Source organism: Parafrankia sp. BMG5.11 (genome assembly GCF_004337455.1).
Window position 1 is genome coordinate 36858 of sequence record NZ_SJXI01000053.1, and the last position, 20090, is coordinate 56947.

Genomic DNA, 20090 nt, shown 5'->3' on the forward strand with positions numbered 1-20090 from the left:
GGGGCTGCGACCATGAGGGCGTGGCCGAACATGCCTTGAAACGAGCCAGGACGAGCCGCGCCGTGGTCGAGTGGGTGCACCGGCAGATCTTCGACGGGCGCCTGCGCCCCGGCGACCGCATCGACGTCGAGAGCATCAGCGCGACCCTCGGCGTCAGCCCCACGCCCGTCCGCGAGGCCCTGGTGCTGCTCGAGCGGGACGGCGTCGTCTCCACCCAGGTGCACCGGGCCGCGTTCGTCGAGCACTTCGACGCCCGTACGCTGCGCGCCGACTTCCACGTCTTCGGCCTGCTCAGCGGCGTCACGGTGTCCCGGATCGCGCGTGGCCGCGACCCGGGCGTCCTCGCCGAGATGCAGCGCATCCTCGGCGAGCTGCGGGCCACGCCGGCGGAGGCGCGCACCCGCTGGTACGAGCTCACCACCGAGATGGTCCTGTTCCAGCACCGGGCCGGCGGCACCCCCCGGCTGCGCGCCGACCTGCGCGGCTTCGGTGACTTCCTCGACTGGACGGCCCGCCAGAGCGACCAGCGCGACCACGCCGAGGTCGTCCGGGCGCACGAGCTCGTCATCGACGCCATCGCCGCCGGCGACGAGCACGGCGCCGCCCAGGCCCGTCTCGCGGACGCCCGGGCCGTGGCCGAGGAGGTCATCCGCGAGTTCGTCCGGCGGGGGGTGCTGTCCGCCGAGGCGGGCGCGGTCGGAACTGGCTGAGCACGCTGCCCGCGGCGCGAGTGGTTGCCGGACGAGCGGTTACCGGACGACGACCCGGACGCGGGCGAGGTTCTGCACGAGGCCGAAGGGCGCCTTCGGGTCGCCGTTGCGCTCGGAGGTCACCCGTACCACCGGGAAGTAGGTCCCGGGCCTGGTGAAGGTGTGGGCGATGGTCAGCCGCGCCGCACGGTCGATCTTGTCGAGCTCGGAGTGCTCCGGGTAGCGTCCGGTGCCGTCGAAGTCCCATTCCACCTTGATGATCTTTCCGGTGTCCGGGGGTGTCTCCGCCTGCACGGAGAGAGTGACCGGTTGGCCGGCGGCGGCGTCGGCGCGGGCGGCGGGCCTGACGTCACGGGTCCCGACCCTGCTGACGGCGAGGGTGACGGTCGGCTGGACGCCCCTGCGCTCCGCGGCGGTCGCCGCCGGGTGCACCTGCGTGTCGCCGTCCACGGTGTAGGCGGTGCTGGCCGGAGGCGCGGTCCCGTTCGCGACCCACTCGTCGAGGTGGAGGAGGGCCTGCTGGAGCTCGCCGTCGTAACTGACAAGGTGCGTTTCGGCCGCCGGGTTGAGCGGCTGGGTGTGTCCGGCGTTGTCCATGAACCACACGCGGTAGTTGTCGTTCAGCTTCGATCCGAGCGTGGCCTTCGCCTGCCTGGCGTACCAGTCCGCGGGCCAGGGGAACGCCTCGACGTCCATCAGGGAGGCCAACATGATCATCTTGCCGTGGAACTTCCCGGTGGGAACCCCGCCGCTCACCGCCTGGGTGAACGTCGGCCCGGCCAGTACCGTCCGTTGCGGATAGAGCGGAGCGCCGTTCGCGTCGCGGAACTGGTTCCAGCCGTACAGGTCGCGCGACGGGACCTGGTAGCGCTGGTAGTACTGCAGCGCGAGGAACCACGAGTTGTCGATGCGCACGCGGTCACCCGGCCTGATCGCGCCGGTCACCGCGGAGTCCGCGTTGTCGCCGAAGGTCACGGTGTCACCGTCCGAGCCTCCCAGCGGGACTGTCTTGCCGGCGGCGGCACCGCTGACGACGACGATGTCCGCGCCGGTCAGGTCACCGGTCGGTGCGGCGGAGAGCCTCAGCCCGCTGCCCGGGTCGCCGGTGAGTGCGGTGACGTCGGCCTCGAACCGGACCCGAGCCGTCCCGGCCGACGACGCCGGGTCGGTGCCCGCGTAGCCCGGCCTGGTCCAGAAGTCGTCGACGTAGCTCGCGTCGAGGATGCGGACACCCCCGCCCACCGCGGAGAACGCCCCGCCGTCCAGGTTCGCGTAGTTCCACCAGCCACGAAGCGGGAATCCAAGCCGTGTCGCCTCCCGGAGCACCGCCTGCTGCTCCTTGTTCAGGCCGGCATAGGGGTCGCCGCTGCCGCCGGGCTCCATCGCGTCGACGATCTGGGGGAACTTGTCGTGGAGCACCCGTAGCCCCAGCAGTTCCACGGTCATGCTGCTGGGGATCGAGTTCCCGGTCCCGGGCACCATGGGCACGCCGCCGTCCCACACGCCCTCGGTCTTCTCCAGTGCGCCCATCGTCTGGTACGCGCCGCCGCTGGCCCCGTAGATGTAGCCGCGCGGCCGGGCCGAGTCGCCGTACACCTGCGCCGCGACGACGCGGGAGAACTTCGCCGACGCCGCGTTGACGCGGTACCCCCCGAGCTCACCGGCTCCGGGCAGGCCCCCGGCGTTGTTGGTGGCCACGGCGTAGGCGCCGTTCGTGACGGCGAAGGCGATGGTTCCCGGCAGGGCGTCCTCGGTCCCCAGCGTGGGGTAGGTGTACTCGAAGAAGCGCCCCTCGTACCGGTCCGGGAAGTAGAAGGCGAATTTGGCCTTCGTGTCCCGGAACCCGCCGTGGACGTAGCGAAAGCTCACCGTGACGTCCGTCGCCGGATCGGTGGCCTTCCGGCGCTCGTCCACATCGACGTACGGCCGGGTCAGCTCGGGGTCGACGCACGACCCGGTCACGATCAGGGGGCCGTCCGGCGCGGCCGGCTCGCAGGACGGGCCCACGAGCGGCCCCGCGTCGATGTCCAACGGGTGCCCGAGGTTGGTCCACACCGGTCGCGGGGCGGGCGCCGCGTCGTCCGATGACGACGAGCAGGAGGCCGTCATCGAGACCGCGCCGGTGATCAGCAGTATCGCGGAGCCCGTCAGCAGCGGCCGGGTGCGACGCCGGCGCGTACCGGCGCCCGAGTCCCCCCGGGAGCCTCGTAAGCCTCGGTCGTCTTCCGTCGTCTTCGGTCGGGCCTGTGCCGCCCGTGTGCCTCTGGTTTCGAGGTACCTGGCCAACGCTGTCACCGCGTTCCCTTCGATCCGGCGCCGCCGATGTCGCCAAAGCGCCAACCGGCCGGGCGCGCTGGGAAGTGCTGCCGCTGGTCGGACGACCAGGACACGGGCGAGGTCCTCCGTTGGCTGGCAGGCGTTCCCTACGCGCCCCGCGGCGCCTCGGATCCGGGACCAGCCACGGCGAAAAGGATCTTTCCCCCAACAAAAATTGAGCAAAGCATAAAGGCAAGACCCGAACAAGGCCGAGACTCGCCGGTGTGTGGGGTCGAGCGTGTCGATAAGGAGTAAAAGTTAGCTCGAACTCAATGTTGGGATGCGTATCGTCTGGGCATGGCTTCCACGGCCGGTCGCGCGCGCGGCCGTTACGCGCGCACGGCCGGCCGTCGGCGGGAGATCGCCCAGGCCGTCCTCGACCTGGTTGAGGAGAAGGGGCACGCGGGGGTGACGACCGCCGAGGTCGCGAGGCGGGCCGGCACCAGCGAGGCCACGGTGCTCTACCACTACCCGAGCCGGGATCACCTGCTGGTCGCGGCGCTGGAGCGGGACGAGGAACTCACGGTGCTCCAGGCCGAGCGGGACGGCGTGCGGCCGGCCGCCGGCCTCGCGGGACTCGACCTTGACGTCCTCGGTGAGCATGCGCAGGCCGCGGCACGGCGGGAATCGCTGCTGCGGCTGCGCGTCGCCCTCGCCGGTCTTGCCGCGACCCCCGGTCATCCGGCCGCGGACTACTTCGCCCGCCACCGCCGGGTCGCGATCGAGACCTACGCCGGCCTCGTCGCCGAACGCCAACGGCGCGGCCAGGCGCACCCGAGCCTCGACCCGGTGGAGGTGGCACGGCAGGTCATGGCCACCTGGGAAGGCCTCAACGCCCAGTGGCTCCTCGCACCGGACTTCGACCTCGGGGCCACCCTCGTCAGCGCGTTCCGCAGACTGTCCGGCCAGAACTGGATGGAGGCCGCCCGCGCGGTGCTGGAGCCCCCCACGGGCATCTGACGGCCGTGCCCGCCTGCCCGCTCCCGTCGGCCCGTCCGCATGTACCTCGGCGATGTCGCCGCCGCGCAGCGCGATCCGCGGCGGGCGGCCGAGCACTACGCCGCGGCGGCCCGGCTGGCCCGCCGGGCCGGCGCCGTGCACTACGCCGTCCGAGCGGAGGCGTCGCTTCGCGGGTGCGCGACGGGGCCGCCATGAACCGGATCATGATTTGGCGCAGGCCTTCGCGACCAGCGGTCACAACCCGCGTCGGATCGCCCCCGGCCGTTGCTCAGGACACCGGGCTCCCGGTCCGCGCGAGGTGCTCGTGCAGGAGCCGGATGGCGGCCGCGCCGTCGGCGACGGCTGAGGCGACCCGCCGGACGGCGCCGACGCGGACGTCGCCGACGGCGAACACACCCGGCCTGCTGGTCTCCAGCACCTGGGGCGGCCGGTCCCGGCCGGTCGCCCGTCCGGCGTCGTGGCCGGTGAGGACGAAACCGTCGGCGTCGAGCGCGACGGCGCCCGCGAGCCATCCGGTGTTCGGCCGCGCGCCGGTGAGGATGAACAGCGCCTGGGCCGGGAGCGTGCCCCGCGCCCCGGAGTGGTTCTCCCGGACGACGACCTCCCGCAACGTGCCGTCCCCGACGACGCCCGCGACCTCGGTGTGCGCCAGGACGACGACCCGGGGATGGCGGCTGATCCGGTCGACCAGGTAGCGGGACATGCGCTCACCCGGCTCGTCCTCCCGCACCACCAGGTAGACCTCGGTGGCCACGTCGGCGAGCAGGAGGGTGGCCTGCCCCGCCGAGTCGCCGCCGCCGACGACCGCGACCGGACGTCCACCGCACAGCCGGGCCTCCATGAGGGTCGCCGCATAGTGGACGCCGGCGCGCTCGAACCGCTCGATCCCACGGGTATCGATACCTGTGGGATCGGCACCCGTGGCATCCGTACCCGTGGCCTCGGTGCCCGCGATGTCGAGACCGTTGTACCGGGCACCGGTGGCGATCACCACCGTCCGACTGATCATCTCGAGGGGCAGCCCGCCGGGGTCGTAGCGGACGACGTGCAGGTCGCCGTCCGGCCGCAGGGCGAGGGCTGTGGCCGGGACGCTGATCTCCGCCCCAAGTCTGTTCGCCTGGACGACGGCCCGGTCGGCGAGCTCCCGGCCGGAGATCCCGTCCGGGAACCCGAGGTGGTTCTCGACGCGGGACGAGTCGCCGGCCTGCCCGCCCGTCCCGACCGCGTCGAGGACCGTGGTGGTCAGCCCCTCCGCGGCCGCGTGGACCGCGGCCGCGAGCCCGGCGGGCCCGGCCCCGACGACCAGCACGTCCCGGATGGGGGCTCCCGGCCGCGCCGCCGGCAGGCCCAGGGCCCGGGCCAGCTCGGAGTTGCTCGGGTTGCGTAGCACCAGCCCGCCGAACCAGATCACCAACGGGGTGTCGCCGGGCGGCACGTCGGCGGCGCGCAGCATCCGCTCGCCGTCCCGGTCCTGTTCCAGGTCGACGAAGCGGTACGGCAGCCGGTTGCGGCAGGCGAACTCGCGCAGCCGGCGGCTGTCCGGGCTGAACCGGGAGCCGATCATCCAGAACCCGGCATCCAGGCCGACCGGCATCGCCCGGCGCTGGAAGTAGGCGCGCACGATGTCGTCGCCGAGCGGGGCATCGGCCGCGGGCGGCGCCGGATGCGACATGGCGCTCGGTCAGCCGGCGCCGGATGAGTCGGCGGCTCCGAAGGAGCTCTGCCCGAAGGGCGTCGGAGCGTCCGGCAGGCCGCCGCCGGACTCCTCGGCCCGCCGCGCCTTCCCGCCGCCTCCCTTGGACTCGGCTCCCTTCGACCCGGCTCCCGAGCGGCCGCCCCGCGAGGACCCGGCCCGCGCGGAACCAGCCTTCGCGGAGTCCGTTCGCGTGGAGTCCGCTCGCGGGGAGTCAGCCTGCGTGGAGTCCGAATCTTCGGAGTCGTCCTGGGAGAGTTCGCCGGCCGAGCTGTCGATGGTGCGGCCTGGCTCGGCCGACGGCGCGGAGATCTCGATACGGCGGGGCTGGCTACGGCGGGCCTTCGCCAGCCGGACGGTCAGGAGGCCGTCGTCGAGGCTGGCGTTCACCTCGTCCGGGTCCACCTCGCCGGGCAGCAGGATGACGTGCTCGAACTGCCCCACCCGGCGGGTCTGGCGGCGCAGCGTGCCACGGCGCTCCCGTTCCCTGATCTCTCCGGTGACGAACAGCTCGCTGTCCCGGAGGTCGATCGAGAGATCCTCGGCCCGGGCCCCGGGCAGCTCGAGCTCCACGACGAACTCGCCGGCGGTCTCCTCGACGTCCACCGCCGGCGCCAGGCCGGCCAGCACGCCGTAGGGCCGCCGTTCGCCGCCGCCGGTGACGTCGCCGAGCAGGCTGCCCATGCGGGTCCAGGCGTCCTCGATCTCGCGGAGCGGATCCCATCGGATGGTCGGTACCTGGCGGCCGGATCCTGCGCGCACGGGGTTGGTCATGATTCACTCCCTGGCCATTACTCATGTTCCTGGGCGGCCTACTTCCTGGGCGGCCTACCCGTCAATCGTCGGCGGGGTCCGCCCGGTCGGCAAGCCGCCCGGCCGTGACCCGTTCAGGCGGCCATTTCTGATCTCCTGTTCGGGCAACCATTTCTGATCTCCCGGTCCGGTACGTGGTGTTGCGAGGCCCGTCGGGCTGGTCCTACCGTTAGTCGAAAGCGCTTTGCGTAGCCGAAGGTACTTCGCCGCGTCCCCGCCACCTATTTGCCGGAAGAACTCCCACCGGGAGGACATCGTGGGAAAGGCAGTTGGAATAGACCTGGGGACGACCAATTCGGTCATCGCGGTCGTCGAGGGCGGCCAGCCGACGGTCATCCCCAACGCTGAGGGCTCGCGCACGACGCCGTCGGTGGTCGCGTTCACCGAGGGTGGCGAGCGGCTGGTGGGGGAGCTGGCCCGACGGCAGTCGATCCTGAACCCCAAGGGCACGATCACCTCGGTCAAGCGCTTCGTTGGACGTCGCCACAGCGAGGTCGCCAGCGAGCTGCGGACGGTCACCTTCGATCTCGCCCCGGGCAAGGACGACGCCGTGCGGATCATGGTGCGCGGGCGGCAGTACGCGCCCGAGGAGATCTCCGCGATGGTGCTGCGCAAGCTCGTCGACGACGCGGCCCGCTTCCTGGGGGAGAAGGTCACCGAGGCCGTGATCACCGTCCCGGCCTACTTCAACGACCCCCAGCGCCAGGCGACCAAGGACGCCGGCCGGATCGCCGGCCTGGAGGTGCTGCGGATCATCAACGAGCCGACCGCCGCGGCGCTCGCCTACGGGATGGACAAGCGCTCGCACGAGACCGTCCTGGTTTTCGACCTTGGTGGCGGAACGTTCGACGTGTCCGTTCTCGACGTCGGCGACGGGATTGTCGAGGTGCGGGCGACCGCCGGTGACACCCACCTGGGCGGAAACGACTGGGACCGCCGCCTGGTCGACTTCCTCGCCGACGACTTCAAGAACCAGAACGGCATCGACCTGCGTGACGATCCGCAGGCGTTGCAGCGGTTGTTCGAGGCCGCGGAGAAAGCCAAGATCGAGCTTTCCTCGGTGAGTCAGACCCAGGTCAACCTGCCGTTCATCACCGCCGACTCGAACGGCCCGAAGCATCTCAACACCACGGTAACCCGGTCACAGTTCGAAATGAACACGTCCGACCTGCTCGAGCGGTGCATGCCGGCGGTGCGGCGGGCGATGGCCGACGCGAAGATCGCCGAACCGGACGTCGACGAGGTCATCCTGGTCGGCGGTGCCACCCGGATGCCCGCGGTACAGGCCGCGGTGCGCCGGCTCACCGGCGGCAGGGACCCGAACATGACCGTCAACCCGGACGAGGTCGTCGCCGTCGGTGCCGCCATCCAGGCCGCGGTCCTCAAGGGCGAGGTCTCCGACGTGCTGCTGCTCGACGTCACCCCGCTCTCCCTCGGGGTGGAGACCCTCGGCGGCGTCAGCACGAAGGTGATCGAGCGCAACACGACGATCCCCGCGCGACGGACGGAGACGTTCTCCACCGCGGAGGACGACCAGTCCGCCGTGGACATCGTCGTCCTGCAGGGCGAGCGCGAGATGGCAGCGGACAACCGGACCCTCGGCCGGTTCCGGCTGGAGGGCATCCGGCCCGCGCCACGCGGCCAGGCCCAGGTGGACGTCACCTACGACATCGACGCCAACGGCATCCTGAACGTCACCGCGCGCGACACCGACACCGGCGCCGAGCAGCGCATCACCATCTCGGACAACACCAACCTGCCCGCGGACGAGATCGAGCGGATGGTGGCCGACGCCGAGCGTAACCGCGCTGAGGACACCCGGCTGAGAGAGAACGCCGACGCCCAGAACCAGCTCGACACGATCGCCTACCAGGTCCAGCGTCGGCTGTCCGAGCTCGGCGACGACGTTCCGGCGCACGAGCGGGCCCGCGCCGAGCAGCTCGTCGCCCACGCCCACCGGGCCCTGGCGGAGAACTCCGGCGCGGACCGGATCCGCCCGATCGTCAACGATCTCCAGCAGGTGCTGTACGCGCTGCCCGCCCCCGGCGCGCGTGAGTCGGCGGCCGCGCCGGGCGGCGGTGGACGTTCCGCGGCGGCCGGGCCGGGCACCGGCGGCCCGGGTGGCGCCGGGCCGGGCGCGAGTGGCACCGGTTCGGGCGCGAGTGGCACCGGTTCGGGAGCCGGCGGGCACGGCGCCGGCGGGGACGACGTGATCGACGCCGAGTTCACCACCCGCGATGATGACTGACCACCCCGCCGGCGCGGACCTGGCGGCCGAGCTGGAGGAGTCGCAGGCCAGACATCTGCGGACGCTGGCCGACTTCGACAACTACCGCCGCCGGACCGGACGGGAGATCAGCGCCGCCACGGCGGCCGAGCGGGACCGCGTCGTTCTCGCCTGGCTGCCGGTGCTCGACCACCTGGAGCTGGCCCTCGCCCACGCGGACGCCGACCCCGACTCCCTCGTCGACGGCGTGCGCGGGGTGCGCCAGCTCGCGCTCGACGCGCTGCGGATCTCCGGCGTCGCCCGGCTCGACGACGAGACCGGCCCCTTCGACCCGGCCCGGCACGAGGTCGGCGCCGTCGTCGACAGCGCCTCGACGCCGCAGCCGCCCCCGGCGGGCACCGTCGTCGAGGTCCTGCGCCCCGGCGTCGAGGCCGGCGGGCGGGTGCTGCGGCCGGCGTCGGTCGCGGTGAGCGCCGGCCCGCGGACGGCGACATGAGCGCCGGGACGACGGGACGCGCGAGCCCGGACTTCTACGAGTTGCTCGGCGTGCCGCGTGACGCCGACACCGACGCCATCCAGCGTGCGTACCGCAAGCTCGCCCGCAGGTACCACCCGGACATCAACTCCGACCCGTCCGCCGAGGAGCGGTTCAAGGACCTCTCCGAGGCGTACGACGTGCTGTCCGACCCGGACACCCGCGCACGCTACGACCGGTTCGGCCGCGATTTCCGCCGGGTGCCGGAGGGCGCCGAACGCTGGGCGGACGCCCCACGGGGCGGCTTCGGGCCAGGCGCCGGGCCAGGTGCCGGGCCGGGCGCCGGCGCCGGCGGGACCGCCGGGCGTGGCGGGGGCTTCGGCTTCGAGGGGTTCCAGGGCTTCGACTTCGAGGACCTGTTCGGCGGGGTCCGCGGGTTCGCCCGCCGGCGCGGCCGGGTGGGCCCGGTGCCCGGCGCCGACCAGGAGGCGGAGATCGAGATCCTGCTCGCCGAGGCCTACCGCGGCGCACGGCGGCGGATCACGCTGCCCGGGCCGCGCGGCCTCCGGGAGGTCGACGTGGCCGTCCCGGCCGGCGTTCGTGACGGCCAGCGGCTGCGCCTCGCCGGGCAGGGTGGGCGCGGCCGGGACGGCGGAAGCCCCGGCGACCTCTACCTCGTGGTGCGCCTGGCTCCCGACCCGCGGTTCCGGGTCGAGGGCCGCGACGTCCACACCGACCTGCCGCTCGCCCCGTGGGAAGCCGCCCTGGGAACGGCGGCCGGGCTGGACACACCGGCCGGTGAGCGGGTGACGGTCACCGTCCCGCCGGCCACCTCCAGCGGCCGCCGGCTCCGCCTGCGCGGCCGGGGCCTGCCGGCGCCTGGTCGGGACGCGGCCCGGGACGCGGCCCGGGAGGCCACGGGTGGCAGCGCCGGCGCCGCTGGCGGTGGTGGCGGTCCCGGTGGCGCGGCCGGCGACCTGTACGCGCACGTGCGGATCATGGTGCCGCCCGACCCCGCGGAACGGGAGACCGAGCTGTTCCGCGAGCTCGCCCGGGTCTCGTCCTTCAACCCCAGGGAGCGGTCATGACCATGACGCTCGTCCGCACCCGCCCGCGGGACCGCGAGCTGGACCTGGAGTCCTTCTGCGCCGCCGCCCAGCTGCACCCCGACCTCGTCCACAGGCTGGTGACGCTCGGCCTGCTCGACGCCGGCCCCGGCCCCGGCGTCGGTGACCGCGGTGTCGTGCTCGCAGCGGGCGCGCTGGCGCGCGTCGGGCGCATCGAACGGCTGCGCCGCGACCTCGGGATCACCTACACCGCCACCGGGGTCGTGCTCGACCTGCTCGACCGGATCGACGAGCTCGAGCGGCTGCTGCGGCAACCCCGGCGGGGAAGGTGAGCGCCATGCGCGCAGTCGTCTACCGGGAACCGTTCCAGGTGGCCGTGGCGGACGTCCCCGACCCGCGCGTCGAGCATCCGCAGGACGCGATCGTACGCGTCTCCTCGACGAGCATCTGCGGTTCCGATCTGCACGTGTACGAGGGACGTACCAGTGTGCGGCCCGGCACGGTCCTCGGCCACGAGAACATGGGCACGGTCGTCGACCGCGGGTCGGCGGTGAGCCGCGTCCAGCTCGGCGACCGGGTCTCCGTTCCCTGCACCGTCTCCTGCGGGACGTGCGCGAACTGCGAGCGGGGCCGGACCGAGTTCTGCCTGCGCACCAACCCCGACCCGCACCGGGCCGGAGCGGCGTACGGCTGCCCGGACATGGGCCCCTACCCCGGCGGGCAGGCCGAGTACCTCCGGGTGCCGTTCGCCGACTTCAACCTGCTGCGGCTGCCGCCGGGCGACGACCAGGAGCTCGACTTCGCGACCCTCTCCGACGTCTTCCCCGCCGGCTTCCACGGCACCGAGCTGGCCGACGTCCAGGCCGGGAACACGGTCGTCGTGTTCGGCGCCGGGCCGGTCGGCCTGCTGGCGGCGTACTCGGCCACCCTGTGCGGCGCCGCCACCGTGCTGGTGGTCGATCCCGTGCCCTCCCGGCTCCGCCTGTGCGAGCGGATCGGCGCCACCGGGATCGACTCGTCCACCGAGGACGTCGCGGAACGGGTGCGGGAGGAGACCCGTGACCGCGGCGTCGACTGCGGCATCGACGCCGTCGGCTACCAGGCCAGGACGGCGTCCGGCGAGGAGCAGGCCGGCCTCGTCCTGAACCAGCTCGTCGACTGCGTGCGCTGGACGGGCTCGATCGGTGTCCTCGGCGTGTACCCTACCCGCGACCCCGGTGCCGCCGACGAGAGCGGCGCACGCGGCCGACTCCCGTTCGACATGGGCGCCTTCTTCGCGAAGGGGCTGCGGATGGGCAGCGGGCCGGCCAACGTGAAACGGTACAACCGGTTCCTGCGCGATCTCATCATCACCGGCCGGGCGCAGCCGTCCTGCGTCATGTCCCATCGGCTGCCGCTGGCCGACGCACCCGACGCCTACGCCCACTTCGACCACCGGGACGAGGGCTGGATCAAGATCACCCTCCAGCCCTGACTCCGGCCTCCCGGCCCGGCCCGGCCCGGCGAACTGTGGCGGGTGAGTGAGTCCTGGGTGTCACTCGCCCGCCACACTTCTCAGCCCAGGAGCTGGCTGGTCACGGGCGCAGGGCGGCCATGACCATGCCTGCGTAGCGGCGCCACTCCTTGGGGTCCCGGATCCCGAGATCGGACAGGACGCGCGCATAGCCCCCGACCAGGATGCGGACGTCCAGGGCGGTGACGTCGGAGCGCAGTGTGCCCTGCTCGCGGGCGGCGTCGACGATGCCGGCGAGCACCCTGCTGACAGGCGCCTCCGCCGTCCGGGAATCCTTCTTGGGCAGGACCTCGGCCAGGAGCACCTGGTCGTCGGCCAGCCGTTCGGAGACGTCGTAGAGGAAGCCGCGCAGCGCCGCGTAGGGGTCGCTCTCCTCGGCGGCGGCGGCCAGCCGAGCCTCCACCCAGCGGACCTGGTGCTCGGCGACGGCCCTGATCAGGTCGGCCTTGGTGGGGTAGCTGCGGTAGACCGTCGCCTTGCCCACGCCCGCCCGGGCCGCGACCTCGGGCACGGTGGCGTTGAGGCCCTTCTCCGCGAACACCGCGATGGCCGCCGCGATGATCTGCTCGTGGTTGCGCCGGGCGTCCGCGCGGCGCTCGGACCAGTCGGGGCACCCGCGTTCCGCCGTGTCACCGGGCGGGGAGGACATGGCTGTCAGTCTGCCTGATCACCGACGGTGCGGGTGACTGATGGGGCCGGGGCCGGTGACTGGGTTGTGGTTGTGGCCGGGGTCGTGGCCGTCACCGCCGCGGTTGCCGTCACCGTTGCCGCTGCCGTTGCGATCGCCGCCACCGGCGGCGCCGACGGAGCGGCGGGGGCCGATGAAACGGCAGGGGCGCCGCCCCTGGACCGCCGTGGGATGAACACGGCGGACACCGCCGCGGACACCGCCCCACCGCCGCCCAGCAGGAAGGCCAGGGTGAAGGCCCCGTCGGTCGGCAGCGGGTGCGTCGCGGTGACGCTCGCGGCCAGCAGGGTCGCCGCGACCTGGGAGCCCACAGCGGAGCCCACGGAGCGCACGAGCGTGTTGACCCCGGTCGCCTGCCCGGTCATCGCGGGCGGCACCGCGCGCACGATGATGTTCGGCACGGCCGCCATGATCATGCCGATGCCGCCGAAGAGGACCACCGACAGCGCGATCACCACGCCTTCTGAGCTGTGTTCGAAGGCGAGCGCGGTCAGGCCGGTGGCGGAGATCAGGAATCCGGTGATGAGCGCGTCTCGCGAGTCGACGCGGAGTGCCAGCCGCCCCGAGACCCCGGCTGTCACGAGCATCGCCCCGCACGCCGGCAGCAGGAGCAGGCCGGCCCCGGTGGCGTCCAGCCCGAACCCGTAGCCCGAGGACTCGGGGGTCTGCGAGAGCCGCGGGACCAGCACGAACGCGCCGAACGTGCCGAAGCCGACCAGCGCGGTCGCGAAGTTCGTGGCCATGATCTCCGGGCGGCCGAGCAGTCGCATGTCGACCAGAGGTTCGGTGACCCTGCGCTCGTACCACCCGAAGAACCCCAGGACGGCCAGCCCCGCCGCGATCACGCCGAGCGTGCGCGGGCTTCCCCACCCCCACGATGGCGTCCTGGTGATGGCGATGAGTGGCGCGGTGAGCCCCAGCGCGAGCAGGACAGCGCCGGGCAGGTCGATCCGTCCTGGGGTGCGCCCGGCGGAGTCCCGCAGCCGCAGCGCGCCGAGGGCCGCGCCCCCGGACATGATCGTTCCGGCCCAGAAGACCCACTCCCACGAGGCGTGGTCGACCAGGAGGCCACCCATGATCAGGCCGCCGCCGGCGCCGATTCCCGAGATCGCCGACACCAGCCCGAGCGCGCCGGGCCGGCGCTTCGCGCTGAACGTGTCGTTGATCAGGCCGAAGCAGAGGGGGAAGATCCCGCCGCCCGCCCCCTGCACCACCCGGGCCAGGATCAACAGCCAGACGTTCGGTGCCAGCGCCGCCAGCGCGTTGCCGACGGCGAACGCCGCGAGGGCGACGACCAGCATCCTCCGCTTGCCGAACATGTCACCGAGCCGTCCGACGATCGGCGTGAGGATCGCGGCCGAGACAAGGTAGGCGCTGAGGACCCACGAGATGTTCTCGGGGGTCGTGTGCAGCGCTTCGGTCAGGGCGCCCAGACCCGGCACGATGGCGGTCTGTGCCAGCGAGAACGCCGCCGACGCCAGCGCGAGCACGGCCAGCGCCCCGCCGCCGGTCGGCGTCTCCGGCCGCGCCTGTCTGCTCCGCATCCCCGCACCCCGCGCTTCCGCCGTAGAAGTGGACCCTAAGGTCCGCTTGCTCGGGGGCATCCTAAGTCAAGCGAACCTTCGGGTCCACTTGGCGGTTTCGCGGGCAGGTGGTACTGGGGTGGCGTCGAAGTGCCGCCCGCCGGGGGACGGCCGGCGGGCGTGAACGTCTACGGGCGCCAGGACGCCGGTGGGTGGTGTCAGCGGCGGCTGATGACCTGCGCGGAGGATCTGGCCGGGTGATGGAGCTGGTCGTGGGTGCTGGCCCACGAGTACGCCTCCGCGGCGACCTGGGTGAACGAGGCCGGGCCGAGGCGGCATTCGGCGCAGGAGACGCCGAACATCCGGCTCAGGGTTCGCGCGCTGCGGCTCGGGGCCACCGGGGTCTGCCCCCGGCCGAGCTCGGCGACCGCGCGGCCGCGTTCGGCGGTGGGGCGGCCGTGTTCGATGCTGGGGCGGCCGCGGTCCGAGGAGGAGCGGCGGCGGAAGAACCCCATCAGTCGGTCCCCGGTGTCGGCAGCGCGGCGACCGCGGGTGGAAGGCCGTCGCCGTTCACCGCCCCTCCTCCGAAGCGAGGGTGGCCGGCGACGGGAGCCTTGTCACCGCTCGCGTTACCGGGAGCTGGCAGCGTGGTCGTGCACCGCGGGTTCACCAGCCGATGGTAGGCCGCCGGCGTCCGAGACTCGACCAGAAGTCCTGTGAGGCATGTTGATGACAGGCCCCGGCCGCCGAAGGTCGACGCAGCGTCTCCGAGGATGTCGGATTCCCTGATCGAGTCAACCCTGGTTAGCCCACTTCGGCGGCCTTCGACCTGCTTCGAACGTCTTGGACATGCTTAAGCCCGTTTAAGGCGTGCTCGACCTTGTTTGGCATCGAACGGTCTGGAAGGCCTCGACCTGGACCACCACTTAGGTCTAACTTGTCCAAAATGAGAGGAAAGTCGGATCTCGCAGGTGGTGGTGTCGGGGCCCTAGCCGCCATGTGCGCGCGACACCGCTGGATCGTCGTCGCCCTGTGGGCGGCCGGCCTGGCAACGCTTCTCGTCTTTGTGCGGGACTCCGGCGCGCGCTTCAACACCGACGTCGCCGTCCCCGGGACGGACTCCGCGCGGGCCATGGATCTCGTCGGCGAGGTCGTACCCGGCGGTGGTCTCCCGGACACCGAGTCGATCGTGTTGCACGCCCGCCGCGGGACGGTCGACGACCCGCTGGTTCGCGAGCAGATCGCCGCGATGGCGGCGGAGCTCGGCAAGCTGCCCAAGGTGGGCGGGGTCATCGACCCGTTCAACCCGGCCGGCGCGGTCGTCCTCGGCGTCGAGCCGATCAGCGCGAACCGGCGCACCGCGGTCACATCCGTGATCATGAAGGGCTCGGCGCTGAACCCGGACCGGGCCGCCGCGCGGCGCCTCATCGACACGGCGCGGGCCTATGACGGGCCGGACCTCCAGGTCGAGGCCGCCGGCCCGGGCGCGACCGCGCTGAGCGCGACCACGATCTCACCACGACCGATCATCATCGCGCTCGTCGCCGCCCTGCTGCTGCTCGGCGTGACCCTGCGCTCCCGCGGCGCGGTCGCCGTCTGCGCCGCGACGTCCGCGGTGGCGACGGTGGCCGCCCTCGGTGCCATCGTCCTGATCTCCCACACGATCACGACCACCGCCTTCGCTCCGCTGCTCGCGGCCGTCGTCGCGGCCGGGACCAGCCTCGGCGGCGCCGTCGTCGTCGTGCACCGGGCCCAGTCCGCGCTGCGCGAGGGAGTCGGCCCGGTCGAGGCCGCGGCCCAGGCCACCGCCCGCGCCGGATCCGCCGTCGCCTATGGTGGCTTCTGTGTCACCCTCGCGATGGACGGGGTGGCACTGCTGGGGCTCAGCTTCTTCGACGGCGTCGCGCTGGGCCCCGCCGCCGCTGGGGCGGCGACCGGCCTGGTGATCATCACCCTGCTGCCCGCGCTGCTGGCGCTGAGCGGACCGCGGCTGCTCGGCTGGACCGAACGCCAGCACCTGACGACCAGCGGCCGCGGCCTGCCGCACCGCCCGGGACTGCGGGCCTGGTGGGCCCGGCAGGTGGACCGCCGGCCGGCCGGCATGGCGCTCGCCGCCGGCCTCGGGCTGATCCTGCTCGCCGTCCCCGCCGTGACCCTCGACCTCGGCGGCGCCGACGACGGGGCCGAATCGACGTCCCTGAGCACCCGGCGGGCCTACGACCTGCTCAGCGCCGACTTCTTCCCCGGTCTGAACGGCCCGATGCTCGTCGCGGTCGAGCGGGGCGACGGGCCGTCCGCTGTGCCCGTGGCGGACGTGGTGAGCGCCATCGCGAAGACCCCCGGCGTGGTCAAAGCGGCTGTCAACCTGGAAAAGGCCGACGCCGGGCTCGCCGTGATCCGGATCGCGCCGCGGGAGGGCCCGCGATCGCCGGCGGCCGTCGACCTGCTGCACCGGCTGCGCGACGACGTCATCCCGCGCGCCGTGGCCGGCACCGGCTCCCGGGTGTACATCGGCGGCTCCACGGCACTGTTCGTCGACATGGCGGCGGACTTCCGTGGCGCGACGACACTGTTCCTGCTGGTGATCCTGCTCGTGGTCGGGGTCCTCGGCCTGCTGATCCTGCGCTCGGTGGAGATCGCGGCCGCGCTGGCGGTGACCAGCGTGCTCGCCGTGCTCGCGGCGGCCGGCGTCCTCGCCATCCTGTTCCAGACCGACCTGCTCACCACGGCGCTGGGGCTGGAGACCGGGCCGGTGGAGCCGTCCATGCTGGTACTCGTGCTGGTCGCCGTGTTCGGCTTGTTGCCAGGCCTGAACCTCAGCCTTCTCGTCCGGCTCCTGGAACCCGCCGACCGCGCCGGGAACGAACCGCCCACGCGGGACGCGCAGAGCACGGGGGGCACGGAGGGCGCGGGGGATATGCAGGGCGCGGAGAGTACGCGGAACACCGGCGGGACACGGCGCGCACGGCGGCGTCGGCGTGCCGACACCGGGCCCGTCCGCCGCCGATCCGTCGGTTCCCGGCTCCGTGGACGTCGCGGCGGCACGCCGGGCCCGATCCGGCGCCACCGCACCGACACCACCCCCATCCGGCGCGGCCACGCCGACGTCGGTCACGTCATGCTGACCATGAACCTCGTGATGCTGTTCCTCTTCATGGCGATCGCCGCGCAGCCCTCCCGCACCATGAAGGTCATCGGGTGCGGCCTCGCGACCGGCGTGGCCATCGACGCGTTCATGCTGCGGGCGACGCTCCTGCCCGCCCTGCTCCACCTCCTGCGCCCCACCCGGCCCGGCTCACCCACCGGTCGCACCGGTGCGACCGGAAATAGGACGGGGGACGGCCGCCGCGCGGCCAGGGATGGCGGCAGGGCCACCGGGGACGGTGGTAAGGCCACCAGGTCTGATCGGGCCGGCCGGCGCCGTGCCCGCCCGGGGCAGTCGTCGACACCCGGACCGGCCGGCGGCTCGCCCCGCCCGGTCACCCGGGTGGCGGCGTTCTCCCCGACCGCGCTTGGTGAGGCATCTGCAGCGCGGCGTGACGGGACTGGCCGGGTCGCGCAGCCGAGCCCGCCCCGGCACCTGGCGGGATGAGCGGAGACCACCTGTCTCAGCCCTGTCTCAGTCCGAACCGCAACGGCGAGCAGGTGGCCAAGTGGGTGTTCGACGTCGCCTCGAAGCGCACCGACGCCGAGTTCGAGCTCGTCGATCTGCTGGACTACCCGCTGCCGCACCTCGACGAGCCGCTCCCGCCGTCGCCGGGCCAGGTCGTCGCCTGGAGCACGGCCCTTGCGTCGCTGCGGCAGCCCGCCGCCTCAGAGGCCTGACCGGTCGGTCTCGGCGGGCGTGCGGGCGCCACGCTCGCGCAGCTAGGCGATGAGGTCCGTGGCGCCCACGCGGCCGGCGGCGTCCAGGAACATCTGCGGGTTCTCCGACATGTGGGCCTCTCGTGGCTCCGTTCGACGCGTGGGCCTTCCCCAGGAGCTCGGGGGCGGAGGGGCGACCGTAACGAGGATCCCGGGTCATCCCAGGAGAAGTGCCATCGCGCCGACCAGGGTGGCGCTGCTCACGATCTCCCGATTCCTGATCATTTCCGGGATGCGGGCGAGCGGGATCCATTCGATGCGGTCGGACTCGTTCTTCTCGGTCGGCGGGCCGACCAGCTCGCACGCGTCGGCTCGGAACAGGAAATGCCTGGCATTGGTGACGCCGGCCGCGGGTTCGGCGTAGAGGAGTGGTGCGAGGGCCCCCGGGCGCCAGCCCGTTTCCTCCTCGAGTTCGCGGGCGGCCGCACGCGGTGGATCCTCGTCGTCCTCGACCAGCCCCATCGGGAATTCCCAGGCCCAGGTGTCCGTGGCGATCCGGTGGCGCCACATCATGAGGACCCGTCGGTCGTCGACCGCCGCGACGACCGCGAGATCCCGGAGCCGGACCACGTGGTATTCGCCCGCCGTGCCGTCGGGCCGCTCGACATCGAGACACCAGACACCGAGCCACGGGGTGTGGAGAACCTCGTGTTCTCCCTTTACTGAAGTTGCCCCGGTTTCGTTCACAGGTAGGGCTTTGAAAGATTATGCGGCTTGATGGTGCTCGTTGAAGCGGGTTTCGTGCTCGTGGGGGCTGAGGTATCCGTTAGTGGAGTGGCGGCGTTGCCGGTTGTAGAACCCTTCGATGAAATCGAAGATGGCGGCGCGGGCCTGGTCGTGGGTGGCGAAGGTGGTGCGGTCGAGGAGTTCGTATTCGAGGGTGGCGAAGAACGACTCCGTGACCGCATTGTCATAGCAATCACCGGCGGATCCGACGGAGCGGCATACCTCGTGCTGGCGGCAGATCTTGGCGAAGTCCCGAGATAGGTATTGGGCGCCTTGGTCGGAATGGTGAATGACGCCGGGGGCGGGCCGGCGGTGCTGGAGTGCCATGGTGAGGGCGTCGGCGACGAGCGGGGTCTTCTGCTCGTCGGACATGGACCATCCGACGATCTTGCGGGCGTACAGGTCGAGGACGACCGCGAGGTACAGCCAGCCCTGCCCGGTCGGGACGTACGTGACGTCGGCGGTCCAGACCCGGTTCGGCGCGGGGGCGGTGAAGTCGCGTCCGACCAGGTCGGGTGGCAGGTGGGCGGCGCGGTCGCGGCGGGTCAGGCTGACCCGCCGGCGGCGGTGGACCCCTTGCAGGCCAGCCTGTCTCATCAGCCGGGCGACGCGCTTGCGGCTGGTCCGGACACCCGCGGCGGCCAGGTCGGCGTGCACACGTGGGGCGCCGTAGGTCGCCCGGGACGCCGCATGCACCGCGGTGATCTTCGTGGTCAGCCTCTGGTCGTCGGCGACCCGAGCGGACTGGCCGCCACGGCGATGCCAGGCGTAGTAGCCCTCGCGTGACACACCGAGCACGCGGGCCAGGACGGAGACAGGGTGGTGTGTTTTCTCCGCATCGATCAGAGCGAACGTCATGTCTGATCGGTCTCCGCCGCGAAGAAAATTGTGGCCTTGCGGAGGATCTCGCGTTCCTCCCGGAGCTGCCGGTTCTCCTTCCGGAGTCGTTTCAACTCGTCGCGTGCCGCGGCGGTCAGCTCATCGGCCCGCGTGCCGTCCTCCTGTTCGGCCTGGCGGACCCAGTTACGGATCGACGGCCCCGACGGGCCGTATTCCTTGGCCAGCACCTCTGGCGAGTGACCGGCTCGGACAAGTTCCACCATCTGCCGGCGGAACTCCTCCGTGTACGGCGGTTGTGATCTCGGCACCTGTACTCCTCCCTGGGACCATTATCCCAAAGAGCCCAGGTATGAACAGGGACGGGCCAACTTAATACTTCCAAGCGGTAGCCGGGCTACGACTACATAGATCCCCACCATTGCCCAGTGTACAGTTTTATGCAGTTCCGAAAGGAATTCATGAGCTACCCGACGGGACCAGACGCATCACTATTCCACCACTTAAGAACCGCAGCAGAATCACCTATCGGCACGATCGTGGTAGAAGTTATATTGTATCTTTGGTCGGTCCAAGTGAAATATGCGTCACCCTCGGAATTAAGGCAAATCACTTCTCCTGCAAGCTGATTTTCTATGGAGTATGAAGCGTAGCGACGTATCCATTCACGGGTCCGCG

The 20090-nt window shown here is 72.2% G+C and carries 18 protein-coding genes and 1 pseudogene; 10 read left to right on the forward strand and 9 right to left on the reverse strand.

Annotated elements, in window-relative coordinates; all coding sequences use genetic code 11:
* Window positions 1–20: 20 nt before the first annotated feature.
* Window positions 21–710: a GntR family transcriptional regulator gene (locus E0504_RS31315; RefSeq protein ID WP_071065411.1), complete on the forward strand. Its 690-nt coding sequence runs from the start codon at window positions 21–23 to the stop codon at window positions 708–710.
* 39 nt (window positions 711–749) lie between these two features.
* Here the strand turns inward: E0504_RS31315 and E0504_RS31320 are convergent, their stop codons facing one another.
* Window positions 750–2819 (reverse strand): PKD domain-containing protein, encoded by a 2070-nt coding sequence (locus tag E0504_RS31320; protein WP_243657692.1) that lies wholly within the window; start codon window positions 2817–2819, stop codon window positions 750–752.
* Between the two features lie 504 nt (window positions 2820–3323).
* Between E0504_RS31320 and E0504_RS31325 the strand changes: the two genes are divergently transcribed.
* Window positions 3324–3986 carry a TetR/AcrR family transcriptional regulator gene (locus E0504_RS31325; protein ID WP_071065413.1) on the forward strand — a complete coding sequence of 221 codons (663 nt, stop codon included), beginning with the start codon at window positions 3324–3326 and terminating at the stop codon, window positions 3984–3986.
* 39 nt (window positions 3987–4025) lie between these two features.
* Window positions 4026–4181 (forward strand): hypothetical protein, encoded by a 156-nt coding sequence (locus tag E0504_RS50595; RefSeq protein ID WP_160144323.1) that lies wholly within the window; start codon window positions 4026–4028, stop codon window positions 4179–4181.
* 73 nt (window positions 4182–4254) lie between these two features.
* Here the strand turns inward: E0504_RS50595 and E0504_RS31330 are convergent, their stop codons facing one another.
* Both E0504_RS31330 and E0504_RS31335 read right to left on the reverse strand, forming a co-directional pair.
* Entirely contained in the window at window positions 4255–5658 is a 1404-nt protein-coding gene (locus tag E0504_RS31330) for an NAD(P)/FAD-dependent oxidoreductase (RefSeq protein WP_112108156.1), read from the reverse strand.
* A 9-nt stretch (window positions 5659–5667) separates the two neighbouring features.
* Window positions 5668–6453 (reverse strand): Hsp20/alpha crystallin family protein, encoded by a 786-nt coding sequence (locus E0504_RS31335; RefSeq protein WP_131626317.1) that lies wholly within the window; start codon window positions 6451–6453, stop codon window positions 5668–5670.
* A gap of 295 nt (window positions 6454–6748) precedes the next feature.
* On the opposite strand from E0504_RS31335, the gene dnaK reads away from it, so the two are divergent.
* Genes dnaK through E0504_RS31360 form a run of 5 tightly spaced genes read left to right on the forward strand, consistent with a single transcriptional unit; the run spans window position 6749 to window position 11735 of the window.
* Window positions 6749–8740 (forward strand): molecular chaperone DnaK, encoded by a 1992-nt coding sequence (gene dnaK, locus E0504_RS31340; RefSeq protein WP_112108154.1) that lies wholly within the window; start codon window positions 6749–6751, stop codon window positions 8738–8740.
* Window positions 8730–9215 carry a nucleotide exchange factor GrpE gene (locus tag E0504_RS31345; protein ID WP_235014499.1) on the forward strand — a complete coding sequence of 162 codons (486 nt, stop codon included), beginning with the start codon at window positions 8730–8732 and terminating at the stop codon, window positions 9213–9215. The genes dnaK and E0504_RS31345 overlap by 11 nt, the downstream gene beginning before the upstream one ends.
* Window positions 9212–10282, forward strand: coding sequence for a DnaJ C-terminal domain-containing protein (locus tag E0504_RS31350; protein ID WP_112108153.1), 1071 nt, complete (start codon window positions 9212–9214; stop codon window positions 10280–10282). Before E0504_RS31345 ends, E0504_RS31350 begins: the two co-directional genes overlap by 4 nt.
* A complete protein-coding gene (locus E0504_RS31355) occupies window positions 10279–10593 on the forward strand; it encodes a chaperone modulator CbpM (protein WP_071065419.1) in 315 nt (104 codons plus the stop codon). The genes E0504_RS31350 and E0504_RS31355 overlap by 4 nt, the downstream gene beginning before the upstream one ends.
* A gap of 5 nt (window positions 10594–10598) precedes the next feature.
* The gene (locus E0504_RS31360) at window positions 10599–11735 is read left to right on the forward strand and encodes a glutathione-independent formaldehyde dehydrogenase (protein ID WP_112108152.1); all 1137 of its coding nucleotides are present in this window, start codon (window positions 10599–10601) and stop codon (window positions 11733–11735) included.
* 100 nt (window positions 11736–11835) lie between these two features.
* Here E0504_RS31360 and E0504_RS31365 read toward each other — a convergent pair whose 3' ends face one another.
* From E0504_RS31365 to E0504_RS31375, 3 genes are all read right to left on the reverse strand, one after another.
* Window positions 11836–12423 carry a TetR/AcrR family transcriptional regulator gene (locus tag E0504_RS31365; RefSeq protein WP_112108151.1) on the reverse strand — a complete coding sequence of 196 codons (588 nt, stop codon included), beginning with the start codon at window positions 12421–12423 and terminating at the stop codon, window positions 11836–11838.
* Window positions 12424–12428: 5 nt separating this feature from the next.
* Window positions 12429–14006, reverse strand: coding sequence for an MFS transporter (locus tag E0504_RS31370; protein ID WP_131626318.1), 1578 nt, complete (start codon window positions 14004–14006; stop codon window positions 12429–12431).
* A 197-nt stretch (window positions 14007–14203) separates the two neighbouring features.
* Entirely contained in the window at window positions 14204–14500 is a 297-nt protein-coding gene (locus E0504_RS31375) for a hypothetical protein (protein ID WP_112106733.1), read from the reverse strand.
* A gap of 431 nt (window positions 14501–14931) precedes the next feature.
* Between E0504_RS31375 and E0504_RS31380 the strand changes: the two genes are divergently transcribed.
* Both E0504_RS31380 and E0504_RS31385 read left to right on the forward strand, forming a co-directional pair.
* Window positions 14932–17577, forward strand: a complete 2646-nt coding sequence (locus tag E0504_RS31380; protein WP_373693959.1) for an MMPL family transporter — start codon at window positions 14932–14934, stop codon at window positions 17575–17577.
* Window positions 17574–17780: pseudogene (locus E0504_RS31385) on the forward strand (NADPH-dependent FMN reductase); the annotation flags it as partial. The gene E0504_RS31380 and the pseudogene E0504_RS31385, both read left to right, overlap by 4 nt.
* A 225-nt stretch (window positions 17781–18005) precedes the next feature.
* On the opposite strand, the gene E0504_RS31390 reads toward E0504_RS31385, so the two are convergent.
* The 3 genes from E0504_RS31390 to E0504_RS51465 all read right to left on the reverse strand — a co-directional run.
* Window positions 18006–18536, reverse strand: a complete 531-nt coding sequence (locus E0504_RS31390) for an NUDIX hydrolase (RefSeq protein WP_112106736.1) — start codon at window positions 18534–18536, stop codon at window positions 18006–18008.
* Window positions 18537–18554: 18 nt separating this feature from the next.
* A protein-coding gene (locus tag E0504_RS31395) for an IS3 family transposase (RefSeq protein ID WP_235014066.1) occupies window positions 18555–19723 on the reverse strand; the annotation gives its coding sequence in 2 pieces (ribosomal slippage) (window positions 18555–19465 and window positions 19465–19723; 1170 coding nt in all).
* A 155-nt stretch (window positions 19724–19878) separates the two neighbouring features.
* A partial coding sequence (locus E0504_RS51465; protein WP_207974617.1) for a hypothetical protein occupies window positions 19879–20090 on the reverse strand: 212 nt, incomplete at its 5' end.